A 15342-nucleotide genomic window follows, 5' to 3' on the forward strand; every position below is an offset into this window, starting at 1 on the left:
GTATCGTCCTTTTAACGGGGTGAGGCTGTCCAAAAGTACGGAAAACCTTTGAACAGCCTCGTATTTTCATATGGATGCCTTACATATATCACTGATAATAAGTATGAAATGCGGAAACATATTTATCATCACATGATTCAAACATGAGAAAAGAAACCCTACAGCGGTTCCTTCTCTCCACATAATCTAAAGTTTGGGTACACTAGATTCATGCAATGTAGGAGCTTTCCAAGCGGAAAGCGAACCTTCATTTAAAATGATAGCATACATATCTCCATCAAAAATATGCAAATATGCATATATCGTTTTTTTATTTCTCAATGTCAGAATATTGAAAACTAATAAAAATAAAGGTAAAATGAAGTCGTTATCCGTCTTCTTTTGTCAGTCAGAGAGAATAGAAGAATAGGAGAGGACAAAATGAAAAAATCTTTGAAACAAAAAATAGTAAGCTCTTTGCTTGCTGTATCACTCGCTGTTAGCTTAGCTCCAATCGGACAAGCCAAAGCTGATTCCACGTCAGAAATCACACAGAATTCACCTATCACAAAACAAGTTGATGCAAGCCGCGCCATCGAACATATCCGTTTCTTATCCGAAACAATTGGGCCTCGCCCTGGTGGGACAAAATCAGAAGAATGGGCTTCTCGCTACGTTGGTATGCAACTGAAATCAATGGGCTATGAAGTAGAATATCAACCATTTCAAGTGCCGGATCAATACGTTGGATTTATTGAATCACCATTATCCACAAAGCGTAATTGGCAAGCTGGTGCTGCCCCTAACGCACTAATTTCTACAGAATCTGTTACAGCTCCTCTTATCTTTGTTCAAGGTGGGACAAAATTAGAGGATATCCCAAATGAAGTAAATGGAAAAATTGTTCTATTTGAAAGAGGAACAACAGTTGCAGACTATAATAAACAAGTTGAAAATGCTGTTAGTAAAGGCGCAAAAGGTGTTCTTTTATACAGTTTAATTGGCGGACGTGGAAATTATGGACAAACGTTCAATCCCCGCCTAACGAAAAAGCAATCTATCCCTGTCTTTGGTCTTGCTTATGCGCAAGGAAATGCATTTAAAGAAGAAATCGCTAAAAAAGGGACAACTCTTCTTTCCCTAAAAGCGCGACATGAATCTAATTTAACATCACTAAATGTCATCGCTAAAAAGAAACCAAAAAATAGTACAGGTAATGAAAAAGCTGTCGTTGTAAGTTCGCACTATGATAGTGTTGTTGGTGCACCTGGAGCAAACGATAATGCTTCTGGTACAGGATTAGTATTAGAGTTAGCTCGTGCTTTTCAAAATGTAGAAACTGATAAAGAAATTCGTTTTATTGCTTTTGGTTCTGAGGAAACTGGCTTACTTGGCTCTGATTATTACGTTAATAGTCTGCCCCAAAAAGAACGCGATCGAATTCTAGGTGTCTTTAACGCAGACATGGTTGCAACAAATTACGATAAAGCAAAAAATTTATATGCTATGACGCCTAACGGTTCTCCAAACCTTGTAACAGATGCGGCTTTACAAGCAGGTAAACAATTAAATAATGACCTCGTACTGCAAGGTAAATTTGGCTCTAGTGATCATGTGCCATTTGCTGAAGTTGGTATTCCTGCAGCTCTATTTATTTGGATGGGAGTAGATAGCTGGAATCCATTAATCTATCATATCGAGAAGGTATATCACACACCTCAAGATAACGTATTTGAGAACATTTCACCTGAACGTATGAAAATGGCATTAGAGGTTATCGGAATTGGTGTTTATAACACAATTCAAAAACCTGTTACTCAAACTGAACAGAAAGCTGCTTAATTATTTAAAAGATCACTGATTTTTATCAGTGGTCTTTTATTGAGAAAATACATATATGCATAAAAGCATATTTCCTCCTACTCATTATCATATACAATATTAACTGTAACAAAAATGATTACAACTAATAAGGAGGCTTTTTCTACTATGAAAAAAATGATTTTAGCCGGTGCGTTAACTTTAGCAGGAATTACTGGTGCTACCGCGTTTATTCCTGAAACAAAGGTCGCTGCTGCCACTCAAGAACAAAGCTTTACAAAATTTTATTCTTTGCAAACTGGAAGTAGTTCTGAACAGGAACCTGTTTTCCTTCAAAAGGGACAAGAGTTAACAATTCAACCTAATAGCAAAACTCCTAGTTACAGTGTCTATGACTCAGATCATAAACTTATTGGACGTTATTCTGATGGATACGGCAGGATTTTCACTGCAAAAACAGATGGAAATATGTACGTTCAATTTCATGCACCTTTCGTTTACTATAGTCCTGTTAGCTTTTCCGTTACGTATACAATCCAATAAAATAAAGGGCCTTTCTCAAGGCCCTTTATTTTGCTTCCCAATTCACTTTCACAAATCCATCTTTCACCATTAAGCCACTTATATTTAATACATATTTTTTATTTGCGTTCAATGTAGCTTTGAAAGTACCTTTTTTCGATTCACAAATTTCCTTTAACTCTTTTATCCAAGTCTCTTGAAAAATATCTTCTGCATCTTCTTTCGTCTTCGCTAATTTATAGCATAAGGAATATATTTACTTATATATATCAATTAATTCTTCTACTTTTTCTTCCATCATAAACCTCCTGTCATTTATATAAGACGACGCAAATTCTCCTTTTGTTTGATAAAATTTTATTTTTTTATTATCTCCATATAAAAAGGCAATCACAACATCGTGTGATTGCCTTTTACTGAAAGCGAAAAATCGGCTCCACTTTTCTTAATTACATTTTTTCTGGTGCAGATACTCCTACGATTGCTAATGCATTTTGAAGTGTAGTGCGTACTGCTTTCATTAACTCGTAGCGAGCTTTACTTAATTCTAAGTTGTCTTGATTTAATACTTTTTCTGCATTGTAGAAGCTGTGTAATGCTGCTGCTAATTCAAATGCATAACTTGTAATGCGGTGTGGCAGACGTTTTTGCGCTGCATCCGCAACTACTGCCGGGAATTCACCAAGTTTTTTCAGTAATTCTACTTCTTTCTCAGAAGTAACAAGTTTGTAGTTCACTTCTCCGCCTGTAGCTAATCCTAACTCTTCACCTTGACGAAGAATACTGCATACGCGAGCATGAGCATATTGTGCATAGTATACTGGGTTTTCGTTAGATTTTGATACAGCTAAGTCCATATCAAAGTCTAAATGAGAATCACCGCTACGCATTGCGAAGAAGTAACGCATTGCGTCCACGCCTACTTCTTCCATAAGCTCACGAAGTGTAACTGCCTTACCTGTACGCTTACTCATCTTCATTTTTTCACCATTTTGGTACAGTTGTACCATTTGGATGATTTCTACTTCAAGTGTTTCTTTATCGTAACCAAGTGCTTGAATAGCAGCTTTCATACGAGGAATGTAGCCGTGGTGGTCAGCACCCCAAATGTTGATTAACTTATCGAAACCACGCTCTAATTTATCACGGTGGTAAGCGATATCTGGCGTTAAGTATGTGTAAGAACCGTCGTTTTTAATTAATACACGGTTTTTGTCGTCACCGTAAGTCATAGAACGGAACCAAGTTGCGCCGCCTTCTTCAAAGATCTCATCACGCTCTTTTAATACTGCAAGTGCAGCATCAATTTTTCCGTTTTTGTATAATGATGTTTCTGAGAACCATACATCGAATTTAACACGGAAACTTTCTAAGTCTTTTTGAAGTTTTGCTAGCTCATATTTTAAACCGTATGAACGATAGAACTCATAGCTTTCTTCTGCATCAGCTTTTGCATAACGATCACCAAATTCTTCAGCTAAAAGCTTACCGATTCCAATGATGTCCGCACCATGGTATCCGTCTTCTGGCATTTCTTTCTCTAGACCTAAAGCTTGCATGTAACGAGCTTCAACAGAAAGAGCTAAGTTATGAATTTGGTTACCAGCGTCATTGATGTAGTACTCACGAGATACATCGTATCCTGCTTTTGCTAATACGTTACATAACGTGTCACCCACTGCCGCACCACGTGCATGTCCTAAGTGAAGGTCACCTGTTGGATTCGCAGATACGAACTCAATTTGTACTTTTTCACCTTTACCAGTATTCGTTTCACCGTAAGCTTCGCCAGCGTTAACGATTGTTGGGATTAAGTCTGTTAAGTAGCTATTATCCATATAGAAGTTAATGAAACCAGGACCTGCGATTTCAATTTTTTCAATAGAAGCTTTTGCTTTATCAAAGTTTGCAACTAATTCTTCTGCAATCATACGAGGTGCTTTTTTCGCAACGCGTGCAAGTTGCATTGCCATATTTGTAGAGAAGTCACCGTTTGTTTTATCTTTTGGAGATTCTAATACAACGTTTGGAATCTGTTCTTCTGTCGCTAATTCTGCCTTTAATACAGCAGCTTGAATTTCTTCTTTAATTAATCCTTTTACTTGTTCTAAAGAATTCATTATTTTGCCTCCTTCAAATTAAGTGTAATTGTATATCTGCCAGCTTCTTGTTCACTTAGAAGCAATGCGTACGTTAAGAAGAGTTGTCCTTTTTTCTTTTCATCCGACCATTTAAAAAGAACGTTATCAGTTTTCGTTTGCAATGCAAACGTACCAAGTTCACTCGTATACGTACCAGTTGTCCATTCACCTTTCACATGCGTTTGACGCATTGAAACAGCACCTGAACGCATAATGAGAACTTGTTCACCTTGAATTTTAATAATTGTTTTCACTTCGCCCTGTTCATTCGGCTCTTGGAATGTTACGTATGTACCTTGACCTTTTACATAGTATTGACCATTTGCTTCAAAAGCAACGGTTTCCTTCCTCGCCCCTTCACGGATTTCTGTTACGAAATGAACGTGTACCGGCAAGCCTGCAAGTTGTTTCTCCACGTCTTGCACACCTTTCAAATGTTATAGATATTAAATACTACTTATAATAAATCACTTTTCCTATCATATCAAAAAAAACCTCTGTCTGTCTGCTGAAAAATCAGGAAAACTCCATTTCAAAAAATAATTCACTTTCACTTTATTTCATATGATAAAATATTTTTTAAATCTAAATATTCTTTCATTTAAAGAGGTGAGTTATGTGCTACCAACAAAATTGAAAAAAGGTGATGAAATTAGAGTTATTTCACCATCTTGTAGTTTAAGTATCATCTCAAATATGAACCAAGAGCTTGCTATAAAAAGATTAACCGACATGGGCTTTCAAGTTACATTCTCAACATATGCTGATGAGATAGATCGATTTGCTTCCTCTTCTATTTCTTCACGTGTTCAAGACCTCCACGAGGCATTTAGAGACCCGAATATAAAAGCCGTTTTGACAACACTTGGCGGATACAACTCTAATGGTTTATTGAAACATCTGGATTACGATTTAATTCGAGAAAACCCGAAATTTTTCTGTGGCTATTCTGATATTACCGCGTTAAATAATGCAATTTACACAAAAACAGGACTTGTTACATATTCAGGACCCCATTTCTCTTCATTTGGAATGGAGAAAGGTCTCGAATATACGACTGATTACTTTTTAAAATGCTTAACTTCTAATGAGCCTATTGAAGTCCTTCCATCTGAAACGTGGAGCGATGATTCTTGGTATATCGATCAGGAAAATCGAGAATTTATTAAAAATGGAGGTTATGTTTCGATTCATGAGGGCGAAGCAACTGGAGAGATTATCGGCGGTAATATGAGCACATTGAATTTACTACAAGGTACACCATATATGCCAAACTTACAGGGTAAAATATTATTTCTCGAGGAGGATAGTTTAACTGGAAAAGCTACCCTTAAAACTTTTGATCGTTATTTGCATTCTCTTATGCAGCAACCTGACTTTGAACATGTAAAAGGCATTGTTATCGGAAGAATGCAAAAAGGTGCAGAATGTACAATAGAAGACATTCAAGAAATGATCGCTTCAAAACCTGAACTTGCACATATCCCTATCATTGCAAACGCAAGTTTCGGGCATACAACCCCTATTTTCACTTTCCCGATTGGTGGACGTGTAAAAATCATTTCTAACAAAGAAAAGACATCCATCACCATTTTAACACACTAAAAAAGGAGCGAATGAGTCGCTCCTTTTATGGTTTTTCTATTTTTTCCAAAGCTTTTTGCGGAATTGATTCTTTTGAGATTTCAGCCCATCCTTTTCCTTGCATACCTTTTGCATATATTTTTATAAATGCCCCCGTATGTAATTCACGGTTCATCATTCTTTTCACAACTTGTAAATTTCCGTCTTCTGTATACCCTTTAAATGTATACAAGTATTCACCGTCTTTTTTCTCACCTTTATCTATAACCGCATAATAATCTTGTATTTCTTTATTTGAAAAGAAGTTGTCTACAAAAGCATGTACACCTTCTGTTTTCGTATTTAAATAATATGCTGTTCCTCCTAAAATAATGGCGAACACAGCTAAAACTTTAATTACCAATTTCATAAATGCGCCTCCTGTTTGCACTTCTTTTTCACTAACCTTATGTCTATACATGTATTATACGAAAAACAACATACTATACTCTATCGAAACGCCTTACACTTTCCTTACATTATTGTAAGAGTTTTTCCCTTTATAGCACATTCCCATCAAAAAAATTTTCCGTTTAACAAACTTTTATATTATTATTGAATGATACGAATTTTTATTACAAAAATCAAAGGAGACAGTTTTCAAATGGCTATCTTGCAAGGTTTAGCACTATTACTTGTTGTACTTTGTCTATTTACACTTTTTAGTTACCGTGCTCCTTACGGCATGAAAGCAATGGGTGCTTTAGCTAATGCAGCAATCGCAAGTTTTCTTATTGAAGCATTTCACCGTTATATCGGTGGAGAAATGTTTCATAATGACTTTTTACAATCAGTAGGAGAAGCTTCTGGTAGTATGAGCGGTGTCGCGGCGGCAATTTTAGTCGCACTAGCAATCGGCGTTTCACCCGTATATGCTGTTTTAATCGGTATCGCTACTAGTGGATTCGGTATTTTACCAGGATTTTTCGCTGGATACGTTTGCGCTTTCGTCGTGAAATTTCTCGAAAAGAAATTACCGGCTGGTGTAGAGTTTTTAGCAATTTTATTTATTGCTGCACCAATCTCACGTGGAATGGCAATGCTTATGGATCCGCTCGTGAACGCAACACTCGGTAAAATCGGCTCTATGATTTCAGTTGCAACTACAGAAAGTCCTATCATTATGGGTATTATGCTTGGTGGATTAATAACAGTTATTTCTACCTCTCCATTAAGTTCTATGGCACTAACTGCAATGCTTGGATTAACAGGTTTACCAATGGCAATTGGTAGTCTTGCCGTAGCAGCCTCAGCCCCGATGAACTTTATTTTCTTTAAGCGACTAAAAATTTGCTCAAAGAAAGACACAATCGCTGTAGCAATCGAGCCTTTAACACAAGCCGATGTTGTTTCAGCAAATCCAATTCCAATTTATGCGACAAACTTCGTTGGCGGTGCACTTGCTGGTATTATTACATCTCTGTTCCAACTCGTGAATAATGCACCAGGAACAGCATCACCAATCCCAGGACTTCTTGTCTTATTCGGATTTAATGACGTTGTAAAAGTAACAATTGCTGCTGTATTATGTGGAATCGTTACCACGATTGTTGGATATATCGGATCAATTATATTCCGCAAATATCCAATCCGTTCTGCTGATGAAATTCGCGGCATTACTTCAGAAGAGAAAGTTGCATAAGAAAAAGAGCTATTCTCATCGTTTGAGAATAGCTCTTTTTTATGTTGCGTGACGTTAAATGAAATAATATCGGCGATTTTTCGAATATATCAGCGCAACTCGAATTATATCGGTGATTTTTCAAATATATCGACCGTAACTCGAATTATATCAGCGATTTTTTTAAATATATCGACTTACCGACACATATCGACAAAACAAGAGCCCCTATTCATATAGGAGGCTCTTATTTTATCTAGCTACAACGGCTAGAATGATCGGTGGCTTCGCTTCTTCCTTCGAGGCAAAAAACGCCTCTACGTCTAAAGCTCCATCCCCCTCACATTCTAAACGAGCCGCTTCCGCTTTTACTTCACCCAACCGAGCAGCATTTCCCGCACGAATTTGCTTGCTGCGACTGGTGTTTGATCACTATGGTCGTAGACAGGAGCTACTTCTACTAGGTCTGCTCCAACTACATTTATATTTGAATTTGCAATTGCTACGATGGAATCTAATAATTCTTTAGATGTGATACCTCCAGCTTCTAACGTTCCTGTTCCTGGAGCGTGAGCTGGGTCTAATACGTCAATGTCAATTGTGACATAGACTGGGCGTCCTGCAAGTTTCGGTAATACTTCTTTCAACGGTTCTAGTACGTCAAATTTATATAAGTTCATACCTACTTCTTTCGCCCATTCGAATTCTTCCTTCATTCCAGAACGAATACCGAAAGAATATACGTTTTCCGGACCAATTAAATCACACACTTTACGAATAGGTGTAGAGTGGGATAAAGGCTCCCCTTCATACGATTCACGTAAATCAGTATGAGCATCCATGTGGATGATTGCTAAATCCGGATATTTTTTTGCCATTGCCTTAAAAATTGGCCAAGACACTAAGTGCTCACCGCCGAGCCCTAGTGGAAACTTATCGGCATCTAAAAGTTTTGATACATACTCTTCAATCATGTCTAAGCTGCGTTGTGCGTTTCCAAATGGTAATGGGATATCGCCCGCATCAAAATATTTTACCTCTTCTAGTTCACGATCTAAATATGGGCTATATTCTTCAAGACCGATTGATACTTCACGAATACGTGCAGGGCCAAAGCGAGATCCTGGACGGTAACTTACTGTCCAATCCATAGGCATCCCATAAATAACTACCTTTGACTCTTCAAAACTTGGATGACTTTTAATAAATACTTTACCTGAATAAGCTTCATCAAAACGCATATTCTTTTCCTCCTTATGTGGAACTTAAGGTATCCCAACCTTTCATATTTCTCAAATTTGGAGCAAATGGCTCCTCTTTCTCGATTTACCGGGGTCTTCTGTTTCATAACAAGAAGACGATTTTCTTTACAGAAGTGTAAATAGCTAGCATGTTCAAGTCTTCTGGACAAACACCTTAAATGAGCTATTTACACTTTATTTGTTACAATTCGATTCTCTTACTTAATTAAATCGCCAACAAATTTCGGTAATGCGAATGCTGCATTGTGTAATTCTTTTGTGTAGTATTTCGTTTCGATTTCGTGGAAACGCTCTTCACTTACTTCTAATGGATCATGTTTTTTAGATCCAATTGTGAACGTCCAAAGACCACTTGGATAAGTTGGAATGTTCGCTGTGTATAAACGAGTAATTGGGAAGATTTCTTTTACGTCTTTAAACACAGTTGTAATTAGTTCTGGTGTGAACCAAGGGTTGTCCGTTTGTGCAACGAAAATACCGTCTTCTTTTAACGCTTTAGAGATTCCAGCGTAGAAGCCTTTTGTAAATAAGTTTACTGCTGGTCCTACTGGCTCAGTAGAATCTACCATAATTACGTCATATTCATTTTCGCTTTCTGCGATGTGTAGGAAACCGTCTCCTACTTTTACTTCTACACGCTCATTATCTAATGCGCCTGCAATTGATGGTAAGTATTGTTTAGAGTACTCAATTACTTTTCCATCGATTTCAACAAGAGTTGCTTTCTTTACGCTTGGGTGTTTTAACACTTCACGAATAACACCGCCATCGCCACCACCTACAACTAATACGTTTTCAGGGTTTGGATGTGTAAATAAAGGTACGTGCGCTACCATTTCATGATAAACGAACTCATCTTTTTCTGTTGTCATAACCATGCCATCTAAAATAAGCATGTTTCCGAACTCTTCCGTTTCAACCATATCAAGTTTTTGGAATTCTGTTTGCTCCGTATGTAATGTGCGGTTAATACGCGCCGTAATCCCAAAATGTTTTGTTTGTTTTTCAGTGAACCATAGTTCCATCGTACAATCACGCCTTTCAATGCAAATTTATAATAGGGACATCATTAATGTCCCCTAACAAAAATAAAACAAAACATCCAAAAAGTATAGTTAAAAGTACAAAAATACCGAAAATATATTTTAGTCAGAGGGTTCTAACATATATCAGAAAAGGGATTGCCCTGTAATAGGAAAGAAAACCCTTTCTTAAGAAAGGGCTTTTCTCTCTACTTCTACCGGTTTTCGAATCGGAATTAAAATCATTACGCAACCGACTAACACAACAATTCCACCGACTAAAAACGGACTTTGCTGTGAAACAGTGTGGCCGATGATTCCTGATAAGATGGGGGCAATCGCGCCGCCTAACCAACGAACGAAGTTATAAACACCTGATGTAACAGATCTTTCATAAGGTGAAATATCCATTACATAACTTGTAAATAATGCATTATTTAACCCTGATGCTAATCCTGATAGAACAATTAATACAATTTGTAACCACATAACTTTCACAAAGAATAGTGCGATTAAGAACAGCGCAAATACGAGTAAACTACCTTTCAACAATGTTTTCGGTTCATATTTCCCTTCTAGCTTATGAGCTAAAATTGCAGAACCGTAAGCTAACGCTAATCCCCATCCACAAAATACAAATCCTAATTGAATAGCAGATAAATGCATAATAAGTGGTGAATATGCTAACACAACAAAAAATCCGTAGTAGTATAACATTCCTGAAATTGCACCTTGCATAAACGGTTTATACTTCACTAGGTTAAGTAATTCTCCTACACCTGCCGCTTTACGCTTCACTTTTCGCTCCGGTTCTTTTACAAAAAAGAAAACTAAAATAAATGCTAAGAAAATTAAAATACTCGTCGCAAAAAATGGGTATCGCCAAGAATGTCCACCTAATATCCCGCCTAATAACGGTCCGCCTGCCATCCCTAAACCGATAGCCGCTTCATACAATCCTACTGCTTCATGAACTTCTTTACTTAATGCTATTAAAAGTGTCATCGCCGTTGCGAAGAACATTGCATTTCCTAATCCCCACCCTGCGCGGAAAAGAGATAATTGGGCAATCGTTTGCGATATACCACATATAAACGCAAATACAGTCACAATCGCAAGACCGATTGTCATCATTCGTTTATCACCAAATCTTGATGCGAATATTCCAGCTGGTAACATCATAATGGCCATCGTTAAAATATATGCTGTAAATAACATCTCTACTTGCCAATGCGATGCACCGATTTGTTCAGCAATGCTTGGCAAGATTGGGTCGACTACCCCTATACCTGAAAAGGCAAGGAAGGTAGCCACCACCGTAATCAATCTCCCTAATTTTTGTTTGCTCTCCATTTTGATCATTCTCCTTTTGTACTCTCCAAAAATGTCACTGCACGATGTAAGCTATCTTCAAGTTCTGCCTTTACACGCTGCATTTGTTCCATTTTCTCGTCTAGCGTTTGCACTTGTTTTTCAAGCATCTCTTTAATTTCTTGAATCACTTCGCGGTCACGAGGATTCTCGCTATTTCTTCTTTGCTCCATTCTTTCTTTTAACGATAAGAAATGTTGCATTTCTTGAAGCGTAATCCCTAACACTTCTTTCGCCTCTACAATCCTTTTAATTCTAGCGATATCCTCGTCTGTATACAGACGAATGTTCCCCTCACTACGTTCAGGGGGATGAATTAAACCAATTTCCTCATAATAACGAAGTGTACGTTTTGTTAAACCAACTTGCTTTGTAACTTCATCAATTTTATACATGTTTATTCCTCCCTTCATCGGATTATTACATCTTACGTTAACGTTAACTTTTGTGCAACTGTTAGACTTTTGTAAATGTTTTTCCTATTCAATTGTATTTTTCCAAAAGCAGTTTCATAATGAAAGAAAAGAGATGATAAGGAGATTTTCGCATGAATAAACCACTCATTTTCGCCCACCGCGGGGTAAAAGGAACACATCCAGAAAATACGATGATTGCCTTCCAAGAAGCTGAACGCATTGGCGCTCATGGGATTGAACTTGATGTTCATCTATCAAAAGACGGTGAACTTGTCGTAATCCATGACGAAACAGTGGATCGTACAACAAATGGCATAGGTCTCGTTTCTGAAAAAACGGTAGAAGAATTACAAGCTTTAGATGCTGGTAGCTATAAAGACCCTTCTTTCCATGAAGCAAAAATTCCAACGTTACGCGAAGTATTCATTTGGTTATCTACAACAAATTTGCAGCTCAACATCGAGTTAAAAACAGATGTTATCCACTATCCAACTATTGAAGAAAAGGCTGTTGCTCTCGTTCGTGAATATCATCTATCGAATCAAATTGTATTCTCATCATTTAACCACGACTCTGTTTCATTATTAGCAGAAATAGCTCCTGAAATCCCAAGAGCAATTTTATATGACACACCACTTGCTGATCCTATCGCCGAAGCAAAAACTAGAGAAGCAACTGGTTTACATCCAAACTTTCAACTACTTACAAAGGAATTTGTTCAACTAGCGCAAAAACAAGGGTACGTTTTCCGCCCTTATACAATTAACGAATACAAAGATTTACAAACTATGATTGATTATGGCGTAGATGTCATTATTACCGATTGGCCAGCACGTGCCTTTGAGCTCCTTTCTTAACGGAAGGAGCTTTTTGTTTTCAAAATTTCATTGTTTAAAATAACCGAAAACCCTCAATACTAATACAATAATGTTTGTATGAATGAGGGGCTGAAAAAGATGGATCAAACTATGAATCCGAAACTTAAAAAATATAAACGTCTTTTCTTCACCGTAATGTTTTCTTCTGTTCTTTTTTTCGTTTTTTCCTTTTTTGTTATTATTATAGTTGCAAAAATTATGGGACCTCCTCCTGTTGCTGTACCGCAAACAAGTGTCTTTTACGCTAATGATGACACTGTTATCGGACAAAGTAATGAAATGCAAAAACGTTACAATGTATCTCTCAATGAAATTTCTCCTTATGTAAAAGAGGCAACACTATCTATCGAAGATCAACGATTCTACAAACATCACGGCTTTGATATGAAACGTATTGCTGGTGCTATCGTTGCCGATTTAAAAGCGATGGCAAAAGTTCAAGGTGCTAGTACGATTACACAACAGTATGCTCGTAACCTATACTTAGATCATGATAAAACGTGGAAACGTAAACTATTAGAAGCAATGTACACAATCCGCCTTGAAGTGAATTATAATAAAAATCATATTTTAGAAGGATATTTAAATACAATTTATTACGGACACGGTGCTTACGGAATCGAATCTGCGTCCCGTCTATATTTTGATAAAACAGCAAAAGAATTAACATTAGCGGAAGCTAGTATGCTTGCGGGTATCCCGAAAGGACCTAGTGTCTACTCTCCCTTTTTAAAAGAGGATCGTGCAAAAGGACGACAATCTCTCATATTAGATGAAATGGTAGAACAAGGTTATATTACGAAGAAACAAGCAACTTCAGCAAAAAAAGAGCTACTAACTTTCGCCTCATTAGATACGAAAAAAGTGGCAGAGGTCGCGCCTTATTTCCAAGATGCTGTACAAGCTTCTCTTCTTCGTGATATTGGACTAGATGAACAAGCCTTACAAAAAGGTGGTTTGCGTATTTATACAACGCTAGACCCTAAATTACAATCGGTCGCAGAACAAGCTGTAAAAGATCACATACCTGACACAACAAACATACAAACTGCGCTCGTCTCTATGAATCCAAAAACAGGTGAAGTAGCTGCCCTTGTTGGTGGAACTGATTATAATACAAGTCAATTTAACAGGGCTACACAAGCCGCTCGCCAGCCTGGATCTACGTTTAAGCCATTCCTGTATTATGCGGCATTAGAACGCGGGTTCACCCCTGCTACGCGCTTAAAAAGCGAATATACTGTGTTCACTTTAGGTGACGGTGTTTCAAAGTATAAACCGAAAAATTATAAAGACTATTATGCAGACGATTTTGTAACAATGGCGCAAGCTCTTGCGGTCTCAGATAACGTATATGCCGTGAAGACCAACTTATTTTTAGGCGAAGATATTCTTACAAAAACAGCGAAGCAATTCGGTATTACTACCGCATTAAAAGATGTTCCGTCTCTTGCTCTCGGCACATCACCTGTAAAACCAATTGAAATGGTTAACGCTTATAGCATGTTCGCAAACGGCGGAAAAGAAGTAAAACCAATGTTTATTCGCCGCATTATGGACCATGAAGGAAATATGTTATACGATGCTCATTTGGAGAGTAAGCAAATTCTTGATAAGAGCAAAGCGTTTGTGATGGAAGAAATGATGACCGGTATGTTTAATAAAAAACTAAGCAGTTATGCTGCTGTAACTGGTCAATCGATGTTATCAAAGCTATCAAGAACATATGCCGGAAAGTCTGGTTCTACTGAAACGGATAGTTGGATGATTGGATTTACCCCGCAAATCGTAACTGGTGTATGGGTTGGATATGATCAACCTAAATCGATTTCAAATGTAGCAGAACAAGGATATGCAAAAAGAATATGGACCGATACGATGGAAAAAGGCTTAGATGGACAACCTAAAAAAGGGTTTAAACAACCAAGTGACGTCGTTGCCGTCGATATTAACCCTGAAAACGGAAAAATCGCTACAAAGAACTGTCCAATTTCAGTTAAAATGTATTTCGCAAAAGGTACAGAACCAACTGAATATTGTATGGATCATGTTGATGATAAAGAAGAATTTGAAAAGACAACTGAAGAAAAGAAAAAAACAAGTTGGTGGAAAAAATACCTTCCTTGGTAAAAAAAATAGCTGACGGGCATCCGTCAGCTATTTTTTATTCACTTAATAATGCACGGCGCAACTCTTCACTAGATTCGTTCCATATCGCTTCATTATGTTCTTTCAAGAACGTACCAAGTACCTTTTTAGATGATTCATCCATATGGTCAACCATAATGTGACGCTTCATTGATTTATCCATTTTGTTTACGTGCTCTGGAAGTGATTTATATCCGCGGCGAATTTCACGGTCAACTGTCATTTCACAAGCTGTTACACCTGCATAATAAGCACCTGTCGCAGTTCTTTCAATGGTTACCCACACAAGCCAAAATGGTTTTCCGTTTGGAACTTCATCTTTATTTGTTAAAAACTTAATACCTTTTTCTACTGTACTACGCGCATGCATCGCACCGATATCAACGAATGCTGTTTTCTCTAGTACATCGACAAATACAGGTGAAATATTTTCTAGACTTAATGCCCCAACGCCAAACCCACCATGTCCATCTGTTGAATCATTTTTTACGATATTAAAGCCGATTTTTTTCTTCTTCTCTGTCATATGTAACTTCCT

15 protein-coding genes and 2 pseudogenes are annotated in these 15342 nt (G+C 37.4%); 6 read left to right on the forward strand and 11 right to left on the reverse strand.

The window, feature by feature from the left end; genetic code table 11:
* Window positions 1–420 precede the first annotated feature (420 nt).
* Both F8162_RS06915 and F8162_RS06920 read left to right on the forward strand, forming a co-directional pair.
* Entirely contained in the window at window positions 421–1821 is a 1401-nt protein-coding gene (locus F8162_RS06915) for a M28 family metallopeptidase (protein ID WP_151630157.1), read from the forward strand.
* A gap of 147 nt (window positions 1822–1968) precedes the next feature.
* On the forward strand, window positions 1969–2343 hold the full coding sequence (locus F8162_RS06920; protein WP_151630156.1) for a hypothetical protein: 375 nt from the start codon (window positions 1969–1971) through the stop codon (window positions 2341–2343).
* Between the two features lie 25 nt (window positions 2344–2368).
* Here the strand turns inward: F8162_RS06920 and F8162_RS06925 are convergent.
* The 4 genes and pseudogenes from F8162_RS06925 to F8162_RS06935 form a co-directional block, all read right to left on the reverse strand.
* Window positions 2369–2509: pseudogene (locus F8162_RS06925) on the reverse strand (anti-sigma factor); the annotation flags it as partial.
* Window positions 2504–2716 (reverse strand): annotated as a pseudogene (locus tag F8162_RS29315) (RNA polymerase subunit sigma-24); the annotation flags it as partial. The pseudogenes F8162_RS06925 and F8162_RS29315, both read right to left, overlap by 6 nt.
* A 55-nt stretch (window positions 2717–2771) precedes the next feature.
* Window positions 2772–4442, reverse strand: coding sequence for an arginine--tRNA ligase (gene argS, locus F8162_RS06930; protein WP_151630155.1), 1671 nt, complete (start codon window positions 4440–4442; stop codon window positions 2772–2774).
* Complete coding sequence (locus F8162_RS06935; protein ID WP_000414871.1) at window positions 4442–4879, reverse strand: DUF1934 domain-containing protein; 438 nt, start codon at window positions 4877–4879, stop codon at window positions 4442–4444. The genes argS and F8162_RS06935 overlap by 1 nt, the downstream gene beginning before the upstream one ends.
* 202 nt (window positions 4880–5081) lie before the next feature.
* On the opposite strand from F8162_RS06935, the gene F8162_RS06940 reads away from it, so the two are divergent.
* The gene (locus F8162_RS06940; protein ID WP_151630154.1) at window positions 5082–6068 is read left to right on the forward strand and encodes a S66 peptidase family protein; all 987 of its coding nucleotides are present in this window, start codon (window positions 5082–5084) and stop codon (window positions 6066–6068) included.
* Between the two features lie 25 nt (window positions 6069–6093).
* On the opposite strand, the gene F8162_RS06945 is transcribed toward F8162_RS06940, so the two are convergent.
* Window positions 6094–6456 carry a YxeA family protein gene (locus F8162_RS06945; protein ID WP_151630153.1) on the reverse strand — a complete coding sequence of 121 codons (363 nt, stop codon included), beginning with the start codon at window positions 6454–6456 and terminating at the stop codon, window positions 6094–6096.
* Window positions 6457–6690: 234 nt separating this feature from the next.
* Here F8162_RS06945 and F8162_RS06950 point away from each other — a divergent pair, with 234 nt between their 5' ends.
* The gene (locus F8162_RS06950; RefSeq protein ID WP_097817108.1) at window positions 6691–7728 is read left to right on the forward strand and encodes a PTS sugar transporter subunit IIC; all 1038 of its coding nucleotides are present in this window, start codon (window positions 6691–6693) and stop codon (window positions 7726–7728) included.
* Between the two features lie 231 nt (window positions 7729–7959).
* On the opposite strand, the gene F8162_RS29225 is transcribed toward F8162_RS06950, so the two are convergent.
* The 5 genes from F8162_RS29225 to F8162_RS06970 all read right to left on the reverse strand — a co-directional run bounded on the left by F8162_RS29225 (window position 7960) and on the right by F8162_RS06970 (window position 11757).
* Window positions 7960–8088, reverse strand: a complete 129-nt coding sequence (locus tag F8162_RS29225; RefSeq protein ID WP_264158319.1) for a hypothetical protein — start codon at window positions 8086–8088, stop codon at window positions 7960–7962.
* A complete protein-coding gene (gene speB, locus F8162_RS06955) occupies window positions 8076–8948 on the reverse strand; it encodes an agmatinase (RefSeq protein ID WP_001209831.1) in 873 nt (290 codons plus the stop codon). The genes F8162_RS29225 and speB overlap by 13 nt, the downstream gene beginning before the upstream one ends.
* A 218-nt stretch (window positions 8949–9166) precedes the next feature.
* On the reverse strand, window positions 9167–9994 hold the full coding sequence (gene speE, locus F8162_RS06960) for a polyamine aminopropyltransferase (protein WP_000424696.1): 828 nt from the start codon (window positions 9992–9994) through the stop codon (window positions 9167–9169).
* Window positions 9995–10180: 186 nt separating this feature from the next.
* Complete coding sequence (locus tag F8162_RS06965) at window positions 10181–11344, reverse strand: MFS transporter (protein ID WP_151630152.1); 1164 nt, start codon at window positions 11342–11344, stop codon at window positions 10181–10183.
* 5 nt (window positions 11345–11349) lie between these two features.
* A complete protein-coding gene (locus tag F8162_RS06970) occupies window positions 11350–11757 on the reverse strand; it encodes a MerR family transcriptional regulator (RefSeq protein ID WP_000276567.1) in 408 nt (135 codons plus the stop codon).
* A 152-nt stretch (window positions 11758–11909) separates the two neighbouring features.
* On the opposite strand from F8162_RS06970, the gene F8162_RS06975 reads away from it, so the two are divergent.
* Window positions 11910–12635, forward strand: coding sequence for a glycerophosphodiester phosphodiesterase (locus F8162_RS06975; RefSeq protein WP_151630151.1), 726 nt, complete (start codon window positions 11910–11912; stop codon window positions 12633–12635).
* A 99-nt stretch (window positions 12636–12734) separates the two neighbouring features.
* Window positions 12735–14786, forward strand: coding sequence for a transglycosylase domain-containing protein (locus F8162_RS06980; protein WP_151630150.1), 2052 nt, complete (start codon window positions 12735–12737; stop codon window positions 14784–14786).
* A gap of 34 nt (window positions 14787–14820) precedes the next feature.
* On the opposite strand, the gene F8162_RS06985 is transcribed toward F8162_RS06980, so the two are convergent.
* Window positions 14821–15330, reverse strand: coding sequence for a YwhD family protein (locus F8162_RS06985; protein WP_000136683.1), 510 nt, complete (start codon window positions 15328–15330; stop codon window positions 14821–14823).
* Between the last annotated feature and the right edge of the window lie 12 nt (window positions 15331–15342).

Origin of the sequence: Bacillus sp. CH140a_4T (assembly GCF_008923725.1) — a bacterium.
Lineage (GTDB): Bacteria > Bacillota > Bacilli > Bacillales > Bacillaceae_G > Bacillus_A.